Here is a 14525-nt window from a genome sequence, read left to right as displayed (position 1 = left end):
GAAAAATATATAAATTTGTCACAATATCCGGATTGCTAACTAGTTTTTATAGGGTAGAATCCGGCCGTCATGCATTCACCATCCCCCCCTCGCGGTGGATTGCTGTCACTCTCCTTATGGGCCCTCGCGTGCCTAGGTAGTGTCGCATCCGCTCAAAATCTCACCCCTCTTTCGGACTATAGTGTCATCGTTAGCGGGAATTTCTCCACCAATTCCGATGTCGAAGGACGCACCCTTGTTGGGGGCAACCTTACTTCATCGAGCAGTGCCAACTTCGGCATCCGCCTCCAGAACAAAGTTCCAAAAACCGATCTTGTTCTGCGTGTCCAAGGAAACATCGCCAGCGGCAATCCGTTACAGCTCAATGCAGGCAGCCTGGAGCTAGGCGGCACCAGCAATGGCCGTAGAATCAATTACAATGGTGGCGGTTCCCTGATCTCCAATCCAAATGCGGATTATTCAGGCATTTTCAATGATCTCAACGCCGCCAGCCAAAGCCTCTCGAACCTGAGCGCGAATAGCAAAGGCATGTTGATCGCGAATTCGCCGGGCCAGCCGGGTCCCTTCAAAATGACTGCTGCTCCGGATTCAAACGGTCTTGCCGTTTTTTCCCTGTCCGCATCTGACATCTTCGGGAACAACAAAGTCCAGCAGATCGAGCTTATCACCAACAATGCGGCAGACATTCTCATCAATGTCGCCGGAGCGGTCATCAACTGGACAGCGGGAAACATCGTAGGCGATCTCACCCAGGATCAATGGAGCAAACGCGTCATCTGGAACTTTTATGAGGCGACAGATATCAACTTCGGCTCCAAGAACATGCAGGGCCAGGTGCTGGCGCCGAATGCCTCGGTCACCACTTCCGGTGTGATCGACGGCTCCATCTACGCGAAGAACCTGACGACTACCAGCGAGGTCCATCTTCCCAGCTACGATGGAAACATTGTGGTTCCAGAGCCTTCATCGGCACTTCTCAGCCTATTGGGTGCAACAGCCCTGCTGCTACGCCGTAAGCGGAACGCCTGATTTATAATTCTAGGAAATACTTCCCAAGCCATGGCGCAAGCTCTCCCCCGGAGCTTGAGCCATTTTTGTTCTTATCCATTCAGCACTTACTTGCACCACGGATTTTCCCTGCCAAGGTCTTGCTCTGTGAAAACGCTATTCCAGAAAATCTACGATGGTGAAATTCCCGCGGATATCATCCACCGCGATGAGCTTTGCTGCGCATTTCCCGATATTTCCCCGCAGGCGCCCACACACATTCTGATTACTCCCCGACATCCGATTCCACGCATTGGTGGAGCGACGAGCGATGACTCCGCCACGCTTGGGCATCTGCTGCTCGTCGCGGCGGAGGTTGCCAGAAAAGTCGGCATCGAGGAAAGCGGCTACCGCCTTGTCATCAACAACGGTCCGCATGGCGGGGAAACGGTTCCCCATCTGCACGTTCACCTGCTCGGTGGCAGGCAGCTCACATGGCCTCCCGGCTAGCAGATCCCACGGAGTATGATCACCGCTCGTTTCTTCCAGCTTTTCACAGGAATCTTCGCAACCGCAGCTTCCTGCCATCCGCAACCGTCCGAGCCGCGCTACCAACGTGTGGTCCTTGTCCATGGGATTCTGGAGGATGGGAAAGCTTTCGAGTCCTTGAAAACCCGGCTGGAAACGCACGGCATCGAGTGCTTTGTCCCAAGGCTGAAGCCAAATACCGGATCGAGCGGCCTTGATACCCTCGCGGAAAACCTTAAGTGCGATATCGACGAAAAATTCGGCATGGAAGACCCGATTGCAATCGTTGCCTTCAGCATGGGAGGCTTGGTTTCCCGCTATTATCTACAGAAGCTTGATGGAGCAAGACGCTGTGAAACATTCATCACCATCTCCTCTCCCCACCATGGAACCAAAGCCGCCCGGTTTTTCCCGGGAAGAGGAGCCCTCTAGATGCGTCCCGGTAGTGAATTCCTCAGGGAACTGAATGAAAGTGATCACACCCTCGGCAATATCCCCATCGTCTCCTACCACACGCCAATGGACCTTATCATACTACCACCCGAGTCCTCGGTCTGGTCCGTGGCCGAGAACCGCTCTCACTCAGTCGCCCTACATCCGTTGATGCTCCATACGAAATCCGTTCTCGACGATATCGAAAAACGCTTCACTAAATAAGCGGCCTCCTACCCATCCACAAAAATTCCTTCAACAGACCCCTATGAAATTTCAAAAACTCGCTTTCGCCATCGCAATTTCCCTCGTCGCCTGCGCTCCCGGAAGCCCTCCCATGTCCGCCGGAGCCGCCGCAGCCAGCAATTTGAGCGCTGCCCAGAAAGAAACGATCGGTAGGAAAATCTGGCAAAATGAAAGTGGGGGATCGGTTAGTGGCCTAACAGCCTGGAATGCGGGAGAAGAGTTTCCCTCGCTCGGCATTGGTCATTTTATCTGGTATCCGGCCGGCTTTAATGGTCCGTTCGAGGAAAGCTGGCCGTCATTTGTCTCATTTGCGGCACGTGAGGGAGCAAATCCGCCCCCGGTCGCAAAGCACCGTTTCAGCCCATGGCGCACGAGAGCGGAATTCCAGGCGCAGTTCAATTCTCCGGAGATGTCCGGGCTACGTAAATGGCTGGCATCCAACGTTAGCTTACAAACCGATTTCATCATCGCCCGCTCGCGCGCCTCATTGCCAAAGATGCTGGCAGCGGCCCCTGCTTCTGAGCGGGCAAAGATTCAGGCAAACTACCAGAAAGTGGCCACGACCGCCCAAGGACAATACGCCTTGATTGACTACGTGAATTTCAAGGGTGAGGGCATCAAATCCACCGAGAAATACAATGGCCAGGGCTGGGGCTTGCTTCAGGTTCTGGGCGGCATGAATTCCGTATCCGCGGGGCCGGATGCTGCCCGCGAGTTTGCGGCATCGGCGAAGCGAATGCTTTCCCGCCGTGTGGCAAATGCTCCGGCGGATCGTAATGAAGGAAAATGGCTACCAGGCTGGCACAACCGCTGCGACACATACGCTCGGCCGCTCTGAAAGCCACAGCGATCCAATATTTCCAAGCTTCAACGACAAAAAAAACTCCCCGGAGCTTTCACTCACGGGGAGCCCGACCAGACACAATCGGCACACAAAAGTTAGATCCCATTAACGCCCGAAGCTGATGCTCACGCGGGTGCCTGAAGAGCGGTATCCGCCACCTCCGCGATGATAATCGGTTCCGCAGCGATCATATCCACGGCGCGGCGCGGAGACCGTGCGATATCCGTAGCGCGGATGCCCGTGACAATCGTAACCGATAAAATATTTTTCCGTATAGATCGGACGACCGTGGTGATAGCCGCTGATGTAGACCTGACTAGCAGGAACATGATGCGAGCGGTGCGGGCGGGCATCGGCTTCAACAGCGGTCCCAACGAAGGCAAAAGCCCCAACAGCGAGAGTAGTAATCAGTTTTTTCATAGCTTGGTAATTTTTCGTTACGCAAGCTTCGACCTCTCCTCTGCGTAAATTATTCACGTATCTTGAAAAGATTTTTCAGATTTTTTCTGCCTGCAACTCTCCCCCACGCTCAAAGTCTTCACGAAAAATCCGTGTAAATAGGATTGATCCGCTGGATCTTCCCGCCCTCGGAATCGCCTATTACCCAGCAACGTTGCAATTTCCGCGATAGTTCGCGACGCAATCGACGTATAATTCGTGCGCTTTTCTGTATAATTTTAGAGCATCAATGAAGTAAGATCCGCCTTCCCGAGCCACCCTTCCACCAAAAGATCAGCAACCGTGAATCCCATACTCAGTAGAAAAAGTGATCGGCTTGATCAAAACGAAGATGACTTGGGCAACAGATCCAATCGGGCGCTAAAGGATTCTACCGGTTACACGCTCCTATTGGCTTGAACCAACGGCAGATGAACCCCCTTTTTAGACATATGAACGTAAAGACATCAATATTACTCCTATCGAGCGCACTGCTCTTACCAATCTGCGGCAAAGCCGCAGAGCCTAAGCCGAATATCGTGTTCATCATGGCCGATGACCTAGGACTGGGTGACATAAGCTACTATGCAAATAGTATACAAAAAAAGAAACCTCTTGTGCATACACCGGCGATAGATGCCCTCGCGGCGGAAGGCCTCTGGTTTACAGACGGACACTCGGCCACCTCGCTATGCGCTCCCACACGTTACGCGGTGATGAGCGGGAACAACAATTACCGCTCTTATGCCCCTCCGGGAGTTTGGAGCACTTTCGCCCCCACCGCCTTCAAACCAGGTGAAGCCACTCTCGGCTCCGTGGTCAAAGAGGCCGGATACAACACCGGCTTTATTGGAAAGTGGCACCTCGGAGGAGATTTCAAAATCCCCGGAAAAGATGAGATCTACCGCGGCAAAAAGGATGGAGATCTTACAGGCGAGGTCGACCTCACGAAATGGGCCGGCAGCGGGCCGAAGTTCTGCGGATTTGATTATGACTTTACCACTCCATGTGGAATCCAGGGCCCCCTGTATCTGCTTTATGAAAATGAAACATGGTATCCATGGGCGAAGGATTCGGAAATTATCTTTTTCAATAAGGAAACAGCCAAACGACCGAAGGATGTAAGCGACAAAGGAGCCGGCATGGGAGATTCCAACTGGGATGCGCGTGAGCTAGGCAATATTCTTTCCGCAAAAGCTGTCGAATTCATCCAGACCAGCGCAAAAAAAGAAAAGCCGTTTTTCCTCTACTACTGCGCGCCCATGGTGCACGTGCCCCATTGCCCGCCGGATACCTTTGATGGCAAGAAAATCAAAGGCGCGGCACCCACCGATCACCTCGATATGGTTGTGGAGCTGGACATGGAAATCAAACGAATCGTCGATGCATTGAAGGAATCCGGTGAATACGAAAACACGCTCTTTGTTTTCACTTCTGACAATGGAGGCCTCGGCGACAAAGAAGCGAGTGCTCTCGGCTATCGCCCAGGCGGAGAATGGAGCGGCACCAAAAATTCTCCATTGGAAGGTGGCCACAGGATTCCATTTTTCGCCGTCTGGCCGGGCCATATCAAACCAGGCATTACCGATGAGCTCGCTGTGAACCAGGATATGGTCGCCACGTTCGCCGCTTTGGTAGGCACTGAGATCCCAAAGGGACAGGCTCAGGATTCCAATAATCTATTGCCGCTTCTGACGGGATCGGGCACTTTTCAACAGCGCGATTACTGGGTCAATCAAGCCGGCGCCAATCAGGAGCTAATGATCCGTAAAGACGGCTGGAAACTCGTCATCCAGAGCGATTTCAAGCGAACAAAATATAAGCCAAAAGCCCTTTACCATCTTGAAAAGGACCCTCGTGAGTCCAAGAACCTTATTGCTAATCCCGAGCTCAAAGAGCGGACCGATCAAATGTTCAAAGACTATATGGACATTCTCGAATCCGGTCGCCCCACGGCTCCGGGCCGCCAGTAACCACATATCCCAAGGGAAGTTTTTGAGCCGACGGCCATGAATTTCCCGGCTATCCGAAGGAATTGGTATCAAAGTTTATCCGAAGATTAACAATGCCTTTTCCTCCCACCGATAGCACTAGAAAGCCGCTGCGGATTGGCATCATGGCCAATCCGCAGATTTCGTTCGGCAGGAATACTATCCGCGGTGCCACCCGCTACGTCCGGGACCACAGGCCGGATGTGGAGCTGGAACCTCTCACCGCCGAGTCTCTTCTATCCTATAGCTTCATCAATACCTGCAATGGGCTTCTACTATGCGCCACTGGTTTTCATGTAGAGCAGCTTCCCCCTGGCATCCCCACGATTCAGCTGGACCACATCGCCAGTCCCACTGCTCTGGGATTCACGCCGATCGACCACCACAAGATCGGCAGCTTAGCTGCGGGAATTCTCCACAGTCTGGGACCGGTAAGTTACGGATACTATGATGGCGCTCAGGACGGCCACCCCATCGCCAACAGCCGGAGCGCGGCCAGACTCTCCGGATTCCGCGCTGGGTTGGAATCTCTGGGTGTCGTTGACATTGACACCCGCCTCATGACTTGCGGCCCGGTGGATCCAATCACTCTCGGTCAATGGATCAATAATCTGCCGAAACCAGCTGCCATTCTGACTCTCAATGACCTGGGAAGCCTGGAGATCGTCGAAGCCTGCCGCCATCTCGGTCTGGCAATTCCAAAGGATGTTTCCGTTATCGGCGTAAACAATGACCGTCTGCTGTGCTCGCTCAACTATCCGTTTCTATCCAGTATTGATCCTGGAAATGAAGCGCTGGGCTTCATGGAAACCGCCCGTCTGATCGCCCATTTGGAGAAAAGTGATTTTACTCCACCCACTCCATCCCCGGAGCCCAAGGCCGAGTTGCGCGAATCCACGGGGCACGCCACCTCCAGCCGCGCCACCGTTCGCGCAGCCATGGACCTGATCGATAGTGACTCGACAGCTCCCCCTTCGCCTCCTCACATTGCCGCCCAGCTTGGAATCAGCCTCAGAAGGCTGGAGGCACTCTTCCGGCAAGAGCTCGACTGCACTATGCGGAGCAGCATCGTCAAGGCTCGTATCAAGCATGCCAAGCGTCTGCTGAGGACCACGAATCTAACGTTCGAACGAATCAGCGAAAAGCTAGGGATACAGGCCACCAGTCTCAGACAGACCTTCTCAAAGATCGAGGGCCAGTCTCCCGGCGCATACCGGGAGTCGATCAATGCCACGGAATACCCTCACAAGCCTGGGACGGAGCGCGAGGTTTTCCGCAGCCATTCCATTTGCTTCCTTACCAATTTGAAGGGGCAGGCGGCACGTGAAAGCCTCCAAGGCATCGAAAGGTTCATCCGGGAGCATCCCAGCATTCATCTTACGCTCCATGTGGTTCCATCAAAAGGCGGCGCCCTCACTCTCGCCTCGTCCGGCAACACACCGCTGACCAATCATGACGGATTTATCGTCGCGACAAGCACTCCGCTCCCCAAGGAACTCATCGGCTTGAAACCGACCGTCTATCTCAGTGAGGAACACCATCATCCTAAATCGTGGAAGGTCGATACCGATAACCGGGATGCCGGGGTCCTTGCCGCCCGACATTTTCTCAGCAAGGGCTATTCCAGTTTCGGCTATTGTGATTGGGGGAGCCATGCAAAGCCCCCGACTGATGGAATGCCCGATCAACGTTACGTGGAGCGCTTCGATGGATTTTTTACCACCCTTGTTGATGCAGGGATCCCCTCCACCTCGATAAAAATTCTAGAGCTTTCCGACGATAATACAGCCTGCCACTGGCTCAAAGAACTGCCACCTTCCACGGCGCTCTTTGCCTTCAATGACGCTCTTGCGGTCTTTATGCTACGTCATTGCATCCAGCTCGGCATCCGTGTGCCACAGGATCTCGCAATTCTCGGAGTGGACAATGACGAGTTTTTGACCAACCGCACCCACCCATCGCTCAGCAGTGTCGATATGCGTTTCACACAGCTGGGTTACCACGCGATGCAAACGCTCACATCAATCCTTGAAGGTGAAGTCACCGCTCCACAGGGCTCCGGCACAATTCTTCCCCGCATGGTCGTTGAGCGGACCAGCACGCATAGCTTGGGGAAGCCCGATTCCGCATTGATGGCCGCGACGGAGTTTATCCGCACCCATCACACGCTTCCCATTCAGACTCAAGCCATCGTAAAAGCCAGCGGCGTTAGCCGACGCACTTTGGAAAGCCGTTTCAAGCTTCATCTTGGCCAAACGATCACCACTTATCTCACCGCTGCCCGTCTTCATACAGCCGCCGATTTACTTACCCAAACTTCTCTTTCTGTTCAGGAAATCGCCGGGCGCACTGGCTTCGGATCCAGCAGATATTTTTGCAAGTTGTTCAAACAGAGCTATTTCTACACTCCTCTGGAATTTAGGAAAATCCGTAAAAAACGCGCTTAATTTGCGCAATATTTGTATACATTGTCGACTCAACGTCTTTCCTTAAGAGATACTTCGACTATAGTTGTCTAAATTCTCACCGCTGGGAATCACTTCAAACCTCTAAACCATTCCACTCAGATCTTAGTGTCCTTATGAAAAAACTAGATATATTACTCCTTTCCACCTTCCTCGGGACTGCGCTCTCTTCATCTGCAGCTGTTGCAACATTTACCGACAGCTTCACTACCGGCTATACGGACGATTCATCTCCTGCAGGTATAAACGGCTGGCTTCTGACAGCCTTACCGGCCACAGATCCGGAGGCGGATATGACAACCACCGATGTCAACGGCGATGGATATTTGTCCATTGTTCCCGCGACTCAAAATTTCCAGAAAATTTACAAGAGCGCCTCAGACTCTTTCGAGATCGGCCAAACTATCACAATTTCTACCACCTTCTCCTTTGGAAATGCCAACGCCGCTAGTTTTGATGCGAATGCCTGGAGTATTGGTTTTTCTGGTGGAGCTGGGGGTGGTATCAACCTCGGTTTCAATCTAGGAAGTAGCGCGAATGCTTTGGGCGCAACTCCCACACCCTCGGGCGACGGAACCGGCACCCAGTGGAATATGTCACTGATCAACGGGGCATCTACAGTCAACTACTTCGGGACGCGGGACACAAATTCACACACGGCTTCGATGTCGATTACCAAGACGGCCACAACCAACGAATTCGTCGTCGCACTGTTCTTCGATGGAAATGCAGTGGGAAACACGAGCACAATTACAAATTCAGCTCTTTATAACGACAGCACTGTATTTTTCACCGGATCTGCCGGTGGTGGTGGTGTAAATGCGGTTGGCGGTGTTGCGGTAGATAGTATGAGTGTTGTCCCGGAGCCTAGTTCGGTGGCACTTCTCGGCCTTGGTGCGTTGGGTCTCTTTGCACGGCGCCGTCGCTAGAGATCGGTTTTCTCCAGATTTGGTTTCATATTTTTTTAACCCCTGCCGGAAATTAGGCAGGGGTTTTTCTTTGCCAAATGAGAGTCACTTCACATTCACAAAGCTGCTCTCATGCTGTTTATACTTTCCGCCCGATTTCGAAGTTGGTGCTCCCGACAGGAATCGAACCTGTATCTAAGGTTTAGGAAACCCTTGTTCTATCCGTTGAACTACGGGAGCGAACGAAAAAATTATTAGTCTCTGGCGGGCGGCTGTGCAAGAGCTAACGCAGTGCAAGAAATTCGGCAGCACGTGTTTCCGACCAATACTCAGAGCCTGGGCCAAAGCCCACATGTCCTCCCTGCCGGGGCACCTCGAGATAGAACGAGTCACTGTTTTCCGCCTCCGGATATGGGTAGCAATCCTTCCCCAGTATGGGATCATTCGCAGCGCTTACCAATAATGTGGGAATAGTTACACCCGGCAGGAATTGCCTGCAGCTACTACGCATCCAGTAATCTTCCGCATTGGAAAAACCATGCAAGGGAGCAGTAAAGCGCTCATCGAATTCCGCGAAGCTTTTGAGTCCGTCGATTCCTCTCGTGTCCAGCACATCAGGATAAACCATTGCCTTTTCGCGGACCTTCGATCGCAGCGATTTAAGGAATCGCTCCATGTAGATCTTATTTTCCCATCTTGCCAGCTCAGCAGACGAGCTGGCCAACTCGCATGGAACAGAGAAGCAGGCGGAAGCAACAATCCGGGGATCGATATCTCCCCCTCTCTCCCCAATATATTTTAGCGTGAGGTTCCCTCCCAAACTGAACCCCACTAGATCTATCTTGTTCGCGGGATGACACTTGAAGGCATGCTGGATAACCGCGTCCAAATCCCGGGTTGCTCCGCTATGATAAAACGAAGAATTACGGTTTAGCTCTCCGCTGCAACCGCGAAAGCTCCACACAAGCACATCCCACCCTCGTCTCCATAGTGCCGTAGCCATCCCCTGAACGTAGATTGCCCCTAGACTACCCTCTAAGCCATGTGAGATGATGGCCAGGCGTTCCCGATCTTTTCCCGTCCACTCCACATCCAGGAAATCTCCGTCGTCCAGCTCCAGCCGGTGGGGATGGGCCGTAATTTTTTCGACTTTTCGGAACAGGACGGGATGAATTGTCTGAGCGTGTCCGCCCCGCAGCCAGACAGGTGCGCGATAGTTTGAATGCTGGATGAGCGGCATGAATGAGAGTTTTTAGACGAAATCCGGACTAAGGAAGATCCGGAGATTTCTTGATTTCGGCATCTTCCTCAAGCGGCTTTGCCTTCTGGCGGACAACCTCGATCTGCACTGGCTCCCGGGATCCGATATGAATATCGCGCTGGGGATAGGGCACCCCGATGGATGATTCTTCAAGACGTTTCTCAATCATAATCCGCAGATCGCTCGCTACAACAAGCCCATTGGTTTTATCATTGAGCTCTATCCAATAATAGAGTGTGAAATCCAGGGAGTTATCCCCGAAGTGCTTGAAAACGGCGAATGGTGCGGGATCTTTCAATACCAGACCGTGCCGCTCGGCAGCCTCCTGCAGTATGGTAATCACCTTCTGGGGCGGAGTGCCGTATGCCACACCGAGCTCCAATTCACGCCGTAGAAAGCGGGAATTAAGCGTCCAGTTGACCACCCGGTTTTCCAGCAAAAGCGAGTTCGGTATAAGATTTTCTATCCCGTTGAACCCGCGGACGATGGAAGAACGCGTGTTGATCTCCGAGACCACCCCTGTCGTCCCGTCCACTTCGACGATATCTCCGACTCTAATTTTCCGCTCAAAAAGAAGGATGATTCCACTGATGAAATTCTTGATGATCGTCTGCGTCCCGAAACCCACTCCGATGGCCAACGCACCTGCGAGGAAGGCAAATACGGTAAGCGGAATGCTCAGCCAGCTCATTGTCGCAAGCGCCAGCAAAAGTGCCACCACGAGCATGAGCCAGTTTCTCATCGTGCGCGCTTGGTTCTCGCCAATGTAGTGCCGCTCGACAAAAATTTTCTGAATCTTACAGCTGATCCGTGCTGCGACGAAATACGCCACAATGAAAAGTAATACCGCAATTACAACCGTTCCCAGGCTAACATAGCGGACATTTTTCACCTCGTATCCACCCTCGTTGGTGATCTGCGTATAGCTGCTGACTGGGACATTCCACGCACGCTTCACAGCCTCCCATGCGCGGGAAACACCGTTAACTATCGGCTTATACCAGCGCGGATTATCGCTTGCTTCAAACTCCGCCACCCATCGCGCCAGAACCTGCCGCTGACTGGTGACACTCGTGTAGGCCCGTTGGATCAAATCCCGCTTTTCCCGGAGGGTGTTACGCTGATTGTTCAATAGACTGAGCTTTGGATCATCTGCAGGCAGCGCGGCCGCCCGCGTTTCCTTGCTGTTCAGATCCGCATTCACAGAGTCCAGCTCATTCCTGGCGACCACTTCCCCGGCAATAAGCCTTTTGTTCAGAGCCTCCAGATTCTCCAGCGCATCCTTTCGCTCCGCGGGATCTTTGGAGGTCATCAGGGTATAACGGAGCTCATAGGCATCCGGCAGGAAAGATTCCAGCTGCCCGTAGAACTCGAAGGCTTCCAGCATGAGCTGCAGCGTATCAACACTGGTATTGGCAGACTCCAGCTGTAGCTCAATCATCTCCAGCGCTGTCGGATCGGTATTATCCGCAGCCTTCATTTTCTCGACCGCTCCAGAAATCTTATCACGCTCTGAAATCGCTTTTGTCAGACGCTTGGCTATACCCGCGGAATCTTTCCGGAGCTCTTTTTGTCGATCGGCAGAGGCTTTCTTGATCTGCTCCAGATCCTTTTCATCGAAAACAAAATTCCGTTTTGCCGTTTCGATTTTTCTATCCAGAAGGCCTAGCTCGATCGTCGATGCCTTCTCGAGTTTCTCAAGCGCGGCAATGTTGTATTTCAGAGCGCTAGCCCGGATGAATAAAGAACGTTGCTTCAATCTCGCAGTATCTACCCGCCACTGTGCAGCAGGCTTCGAAGTTTCGTCCGCTTTATCCAGCACAGCGATAGCCGCGCTGGTGGCCTCACTTGCTTCTTTTCCCTCCGTAAGAAGCGCTCCAAGAGTGGAACGGAAAATATCGAGCGATGATTTCCTGGAGGCAATCTTATCTTGCTGGGCCGCACGGCTGTTTACCAATTGGTCCAGCATCAGCACGGAATAAGGCGGAGGCGTATCAAATCCTTCCCAGTCCTTTGCATGTGCTTCCGCGGCGGAAAGCTCCTCTTCCGCATTCTTCATGCTTTCCACCACTCCGTCATGCCGACCGATGGACAGCATGATACTATCCAGATAGCGGATCCGGGTGGATAAATCAGCCGGGCTGACTCCCTCCGGCAAATCCGTCTTGGGATCGATCTCCGTTAGCTTCGCCAAAGCCGCCTTTGCCTCCGCTTTCCACACTTGTAGTTGCTCCTTGAGCTCTACGGCATTCTCCGTTTTCTCCGGGGCGGATGATGTTGAGAAATCGCCCTTGAGCAGCTTTGTGGCGTCAATTTCCGCCATGGAAAAAGCCACAAGCAAAAAGCTAAAAAGCAGCCCGAAGACGGCTGCCGGAGATTTAAATTTCACCACGGGCATCTTTTTCAAGTTGGATACGATCGTCGAGATTACGGGCCTTAACGCGATGAGTTCGTTTATGCCAACGTTCTGTCGCCATTTGGCGCTTCTTCGCACGTTTTCTCAAGGCCTCGATTTCTTCATCAAGATTCAAATAAGATTCATAACGGGCAGCATCAAGCTCTCCGCTCTCCACCGCTTTACGGATCGCGCAGCCGGCATCATTCCCGTGGCTGCAATCAGAAAATCTACACTCTGCAGAAAGACGTTCAACATCTTCAAAACTGCCTCTGAGCGTTTCCTCATCCGTCCACATCTGGATCTCCCGCATCCCGGGATTGTCAATCAGCATTCCACCGGTTTCCAGCGGGACCAGCTCGCGGCACGTTGTCGTGTGCCTCCCCTTTCCGGTCGCTTCGTTCACCTCGCTAGTCCACTGCCATTCCTCCCCGTAAAGCTGGTTCACCAGAGTCGACTTGCCCACGCCGCTGGATCCTACGATGCACATCGTAATACCGGGACGCAGGTGCGATTTTATTGCCTTCAGGCCCTCTCCCCTTAATGCGGAAGTGATATGAATTTTCGCATCAGGCGAAAGTGCCGAGATTTCATCAACAGCCCGGCTGAGTTCTTCTTTGGAAAACAAATCGGATTTATTCAAAAGCACAACCGCCTCCGCTCCGCTCCGATGAATCAGCGCAAAATACCGCTCCATCCTCCGGAGATTGTAATCGGCCCCAGCATCGGTAACCACCGTAACGATATCAATATTCGTGCCGATAACCTGGGCCTGACTACTATTGCCCGGCATTTTTCTGGAAAAAATCGTCCTCCTGGGGAGCTGCCCCCGGATGATATGTGGCTGTTGATCATTCCCGAGCTCGATTGCCACCCAATCCCCAACAGCCGGCAGATCTGAATCCACTGCTGCGGCATTCCACAAACGTCCGCAAAGTATCGTATCGATCTCCTCTCCGCCTTCCAGGAACGCCGAAAAATTGATCGATGTCTCCCGGATCAGCCTAGCAGGAACCAAGCCTTTCACGCGAAAGGGTTCAAATGCTGCTTCAAGTTCTGGATTCCAACCGAGTTCCTCTAATGTCATGCGTTCGCAAAGCATAGCGGCGTTTTGCCGAATTTCGAGTTTTTCCGGTGAAATGACGGGATCCGATGAAACGAAAAAAGAGTGGGGCACCTGGCTCCACTCTTTTGATTCGCGGTCCAATGTGCCACGGGGAAATTTACTTCGTTTGAAGCGGAATCGGCAGACGCTCTAGTTAGTTTCTGCCGATGCCGCGCCAGTTTTGCAAATTTTCGCGGACACAACGGTAAACCTCAAAGCCGTAATTGCCACAGGCCATCCGATTCACGATCGCGCCACGCGGGCCTTCGTGAAATTGGATCCTGAAGCGTTCTTACCGCCTTGCGACCTCCTGCGTAGAGGAACGACTCGCAATCAATCTCCACGACATCGAGTCCCATGTAATAGGTATCGTTTAAGGTGGAAACCGATTCCGCTCCGAATACATCGGCGAGATGCTTTTTGAGCAACTCAGCTTCTTTTTTTCCCAGGAATAGGAAGGCCGGAGTTTCATCGTGGTTGCTTTTTGAGCGAACCAATGAGGAAACAGCCTCCACGTCCCAGGTATCTGACATCGTCAGCTCCGGTGTGACCGTCGCCACATCTGGCAACGGGATATGGTAATGATTCATGTTCATAATCAGTGCAAGCAGTGACAGTGTAATTCAATACTCAGGAGATCTTTAGCACCTTGCGTGCCAGCGTGATTTTCTCCCGAATGTCACCGGAAAGAAACGTCAGGTGCCCCATTTATTCCAAAAACTCCCTGTGACAAAGCTGTCAACCAATCGGGATTGCCGGATCGCACCGAAAAAATGCTCAGATTAACAAATAATAGCTTGCAAAGAACCTCGTTTCATCTGAAAGCTATCGCCGCTGGAGCGCACGAGTAGCTCAGCGGTAGAGCAACCCGTTTACACCGGGTCGGTCGGCGGTTCGATCCCGTCCTCGTGTACCATTTCCAGCC

The 14525-nt window shown here is 52.6% G+C and carries 13 protein-coding genes and 2 tRNA genes; 9 read left to right on the top strand and 6 right to left on the bottom strand.

Translation table 11 applies throughout. The features are described from left to right. The first annotated feature begins 69 nt into the window (after window positions 1-69). From ACFSSA_RS00565 to ACFSSA_RS00545, 5 genes are all read left to right on the top strand, one after another. Window positions 70-1029, top strand: coding sequence for a choice-of-anchor A family protein (locus ACFSSA_RS00565; protein WP_386817815.1), 960 nt, complete (start codon window positions 70-72; stop codon window positions 1027-1029). A 126-nt stretch (window positions 1030-1155) separates the two neighbouring features. Continuing rightward, window positions 1156-1497 carry a histidine triad nucleotide-binding protein gene (locus ACFSSA_RS00560; RefSeq protein ID WP_386817814.1) on the top strand — a complete coding sequence of 114 codons (342 nt, stop codon included), beginning with the start codon at window positions 1156-1158 and terminating at the stop codon, window positions 1495-1497. A 15-nt stretch (window positions 1498-1512) separates the two neighbouring features. Then, entirely contained in the window at window positions 1513-1947 is a 435-nt protein-coding gene (locus ACFSSA_RS00555) for an esterase/lipase family protein (RefSeq protein ID WP_386817813.1), read from the top strand. Continuing rightward, window positions 1948-2172 carry a hypothetical protein gene (locus tag ACFSSA_RS00550; protein ID WP_386817812.1) on the top strand — a complete coding sequence of 75 codons (225 nt, stop codon included), beginning with the start codon at window positions 1948-1950 and terminating at the stop codon, window positions 2170-2172. A gap of 43 nt (window positions 2173-2215) precedes the next feature. Then, a complete protein-coding gene (locus tag ACFSSA_RS00545) occupies window positions 2216-3031 on the top strand; it encodes a hypothetical protein (RefSeq protein ID WP_386817811.1) in 816 nt (271 codons plus the stop codon). 111 nt (window positions 3032-3142) lie between these two features. On the opposite strand, the gene ACFSSA_RS00540 is transcribed toward ACFSSA_RS00545, so the two are convergent. After that, complete coding sequence (locus tag ACFSSA_RS00540; protein ID WP_386817810.1) at window positions 3143-3457, bottom strand: hypothetical protein; 315 nt, start codon at window positions 3455-3457, stop codon at window positions 3143-3145. 470 nt (window positions 3458-3927) lie between these two features. Between ACFSSA_RS00540 and ACFSSA_RS00535 the strand changes: the two genes are divergently transcribed. The 3 genes from ACFSSA_RS00535 to ACFSSA_RS00525 all read left to right on the top strand — a co-directional run bounded on the left by ACFSSA_RS00535 (window position 3928) and on the right by ACFSSA_RS00525 (window position 8860). Beyond that, on the top strand, window positions 3928-5448 hold the full coding sequence (locus ACFSSA_RS00535; protein ID WP_386817809.1) for a sulfatase family protein: 1521 nt from the start codon (window positions 3928-3930) through the stop codon (window positions 5446-5448). A gap of 92 nt (window positions 5449-5540) precedes the next feature. Next, window positions 5541-7913, top strand: coding sequence for a substrate-binding domain-containing protein (locus ACFSSA_RS00530; RefSeq protein ID WP_386817808.1), 2373 nt, complete (start codon window positions 5541-5543; stop codon window positions 7911-7913). Window positions 7914-8047: 134 nt separating this feature from the next. Then, window positions 8048-8860, top strand: coding sequence for a PEP-CTERM sorting domain-containing protein (locus ACFSSA_RS00525; protein WP_386817807.1), 813 nt, complete (start codon window positions 8048-8050; stop codon window positions 8858-8860). Window positions 8861-9004: 144 nt separating this feature from the next. Here ACFSSA_RS00525 and ACFSSA_RS00520 read toward each other — a convergent pair. From ACFSSA_RS00520 to ACFSSA_RS00500, 5 genes are all read right to left on the bottom strand, one after another. After that, a tRNA-Arg gene (locus tag ACFSSA_RS00520) sits at window positions 9005-9079 on the bottom strand. Between the two features lie 43 nt (window positions 9080-9122). Continuing rightward, entirely contained in the window at window positions 9123-10079 is a 957-nt protein-coding gene (locus ACFSSA_RS00515; protein WP_386817806.1) for a YheT family hydrolase, read from the bottom strand. A 28-nt stretch (window positions 10080-10107) separates the two neighbouring features. Beyond that, entirely contained in the window at window positions 10108-12489 is a 2382-nt protein-coding gene (locus ACFSSA_RS00510; protein ID WP_386817805.1) for a mechanosensitive ion channel domain-containing protein, read from the bottom strand. Continuing rightward, entirely contained in the window at window positions 12479-13582 is a 1104-nt protein-coding gene (gene rsgA / locus ACFSSA_RS00505) for a ribosome small subunit-dependent GTPase A (RefSeq protein ID WP_386817804.1), read from the bottom strand. Before rsgA ends, ACFSSA_RS00510 begins: the two co-directional genes overlap by 11 nt. A 230-nt stretch (window positions 13583-13812) precedes the next feature. After that, the gene (locus ACFSSA_RS00500) at window positions 13813-14190 is read right to left on the bottom strand and encodes a hypothetical protein (RefSeq protein WP_386817803.1); all 378 of its coding nucleotides are present in this window, start codon (window positions 14188-14190) and stop codon (window positions 13813-13815) included. A 251-nt stretch (window positions 14191-14441) separates the two neighbouring features. Between ACFSSA_RS00500 and ACFSSA_RS00495 the strand changes: the two genes are divergently transcribed. Further along, window positions 14442-14516 (top strand) — tRNA-Val (locus ACFSSA_RS00495). The last annotated feature ends 9 nt before the right edge of the window (window positions 14517-14525 follow it).

This window comes from Luteolibacter algae (genome assembly GCF_042683045.1).
GTDB lineage: Bacteria > Verrucomicrobiota > Verrucomicrobiia > Verrucomicrobiales > Akkermansiaceae > Luteolibacter > Luteolibacter algae.
Note: the sequence above shows the minus strand (reverse complement) of the source record. Positions and strands in the feature narration are given on the sequence as shown.

Excerpts from the sequence above, each read along its gene's own strand:
- ACFSSA_RS00565 (WP_386817815.1), top strand. The coding sequence starts at position 70 with ATGCATTCACCATCCCCCCCTCGCGGTGGATTGCTGTCACTCTCCTTA.
- ACFSSA_RS00500 (WP_386817803.1), bottom strand. The coding sequence starts at position 14,190 with ATGAATCATTACCATATCCCGTTGCCAGATGTGGCGACGGTCACACCG.
- ACFSSA_RS00540 (WP_386817810.1), bottom strand. The coding sequence starts at position 3,457 with ATGAAAAAACTGATTACTACTCTCGCTGTTGGGGCTTTTGCCTTCGTT.
- rsgA (WP_386817804.1), bottom strand. The coding sequence starts at position 13,582 with ATGACATTAGAGGAACTCGGTTGGAATCCAGAACTTGAAGCAGCATTT.
- ACFSSA_RS00550 (WP_386817812.1), top strand. The coding sequence starts at position 1,948 with ATGCGTCCCGGTAGTGAATTCCTCAGGGAACTGAATGAAAGTGATCAC.
- ACFSSA_RS00535 (WP_386817809.1), top strand. The coding sequence starts at position 3,928 with ATGAACGTAAAGACATCAATATTACTCCTATCGAGCGCACTGCTCTTA.
- ACFSSA_RS00525 (WP_386817807.1), top strand. The coding sequence starts at position 8,048 with ATGAAAAAACTAGATATATTACTCCTTTCCACCTTCCTCGGGACTGCG.
- ACFSSA_RS00530 (WP_386817808.1), top strand. The coding sequence starts at position 5,541 with ATGCCTTTTCCTCCCACCGATAGCACTAGAAAGCCGCTGCGGATTGGC.
- ACFSSA_RS00515 (WP_386817806.1), bottom strand. The coding sequence starts at position 10,079 with ATGCCGCTCATCCAGCATTCAAACTATCGCGCACCTGTCTGGCTGCGG.
- ACFSSA_RS00555 (WP_386817813.1), top strand. The coding sequence starts at position 1,513 with ATGATCACCGCTCGTTTCTTCCAGCTTTTCACAGGAATCTTCGCAACC.
- ACFSSA_RS00545 (WP_386817811.1), top strand. The coding sequence starts at position 2,216 with ATGAAATTTCAAAAACTCGCTTTCGCCATCGCAATTTCCCTCGTCGCC.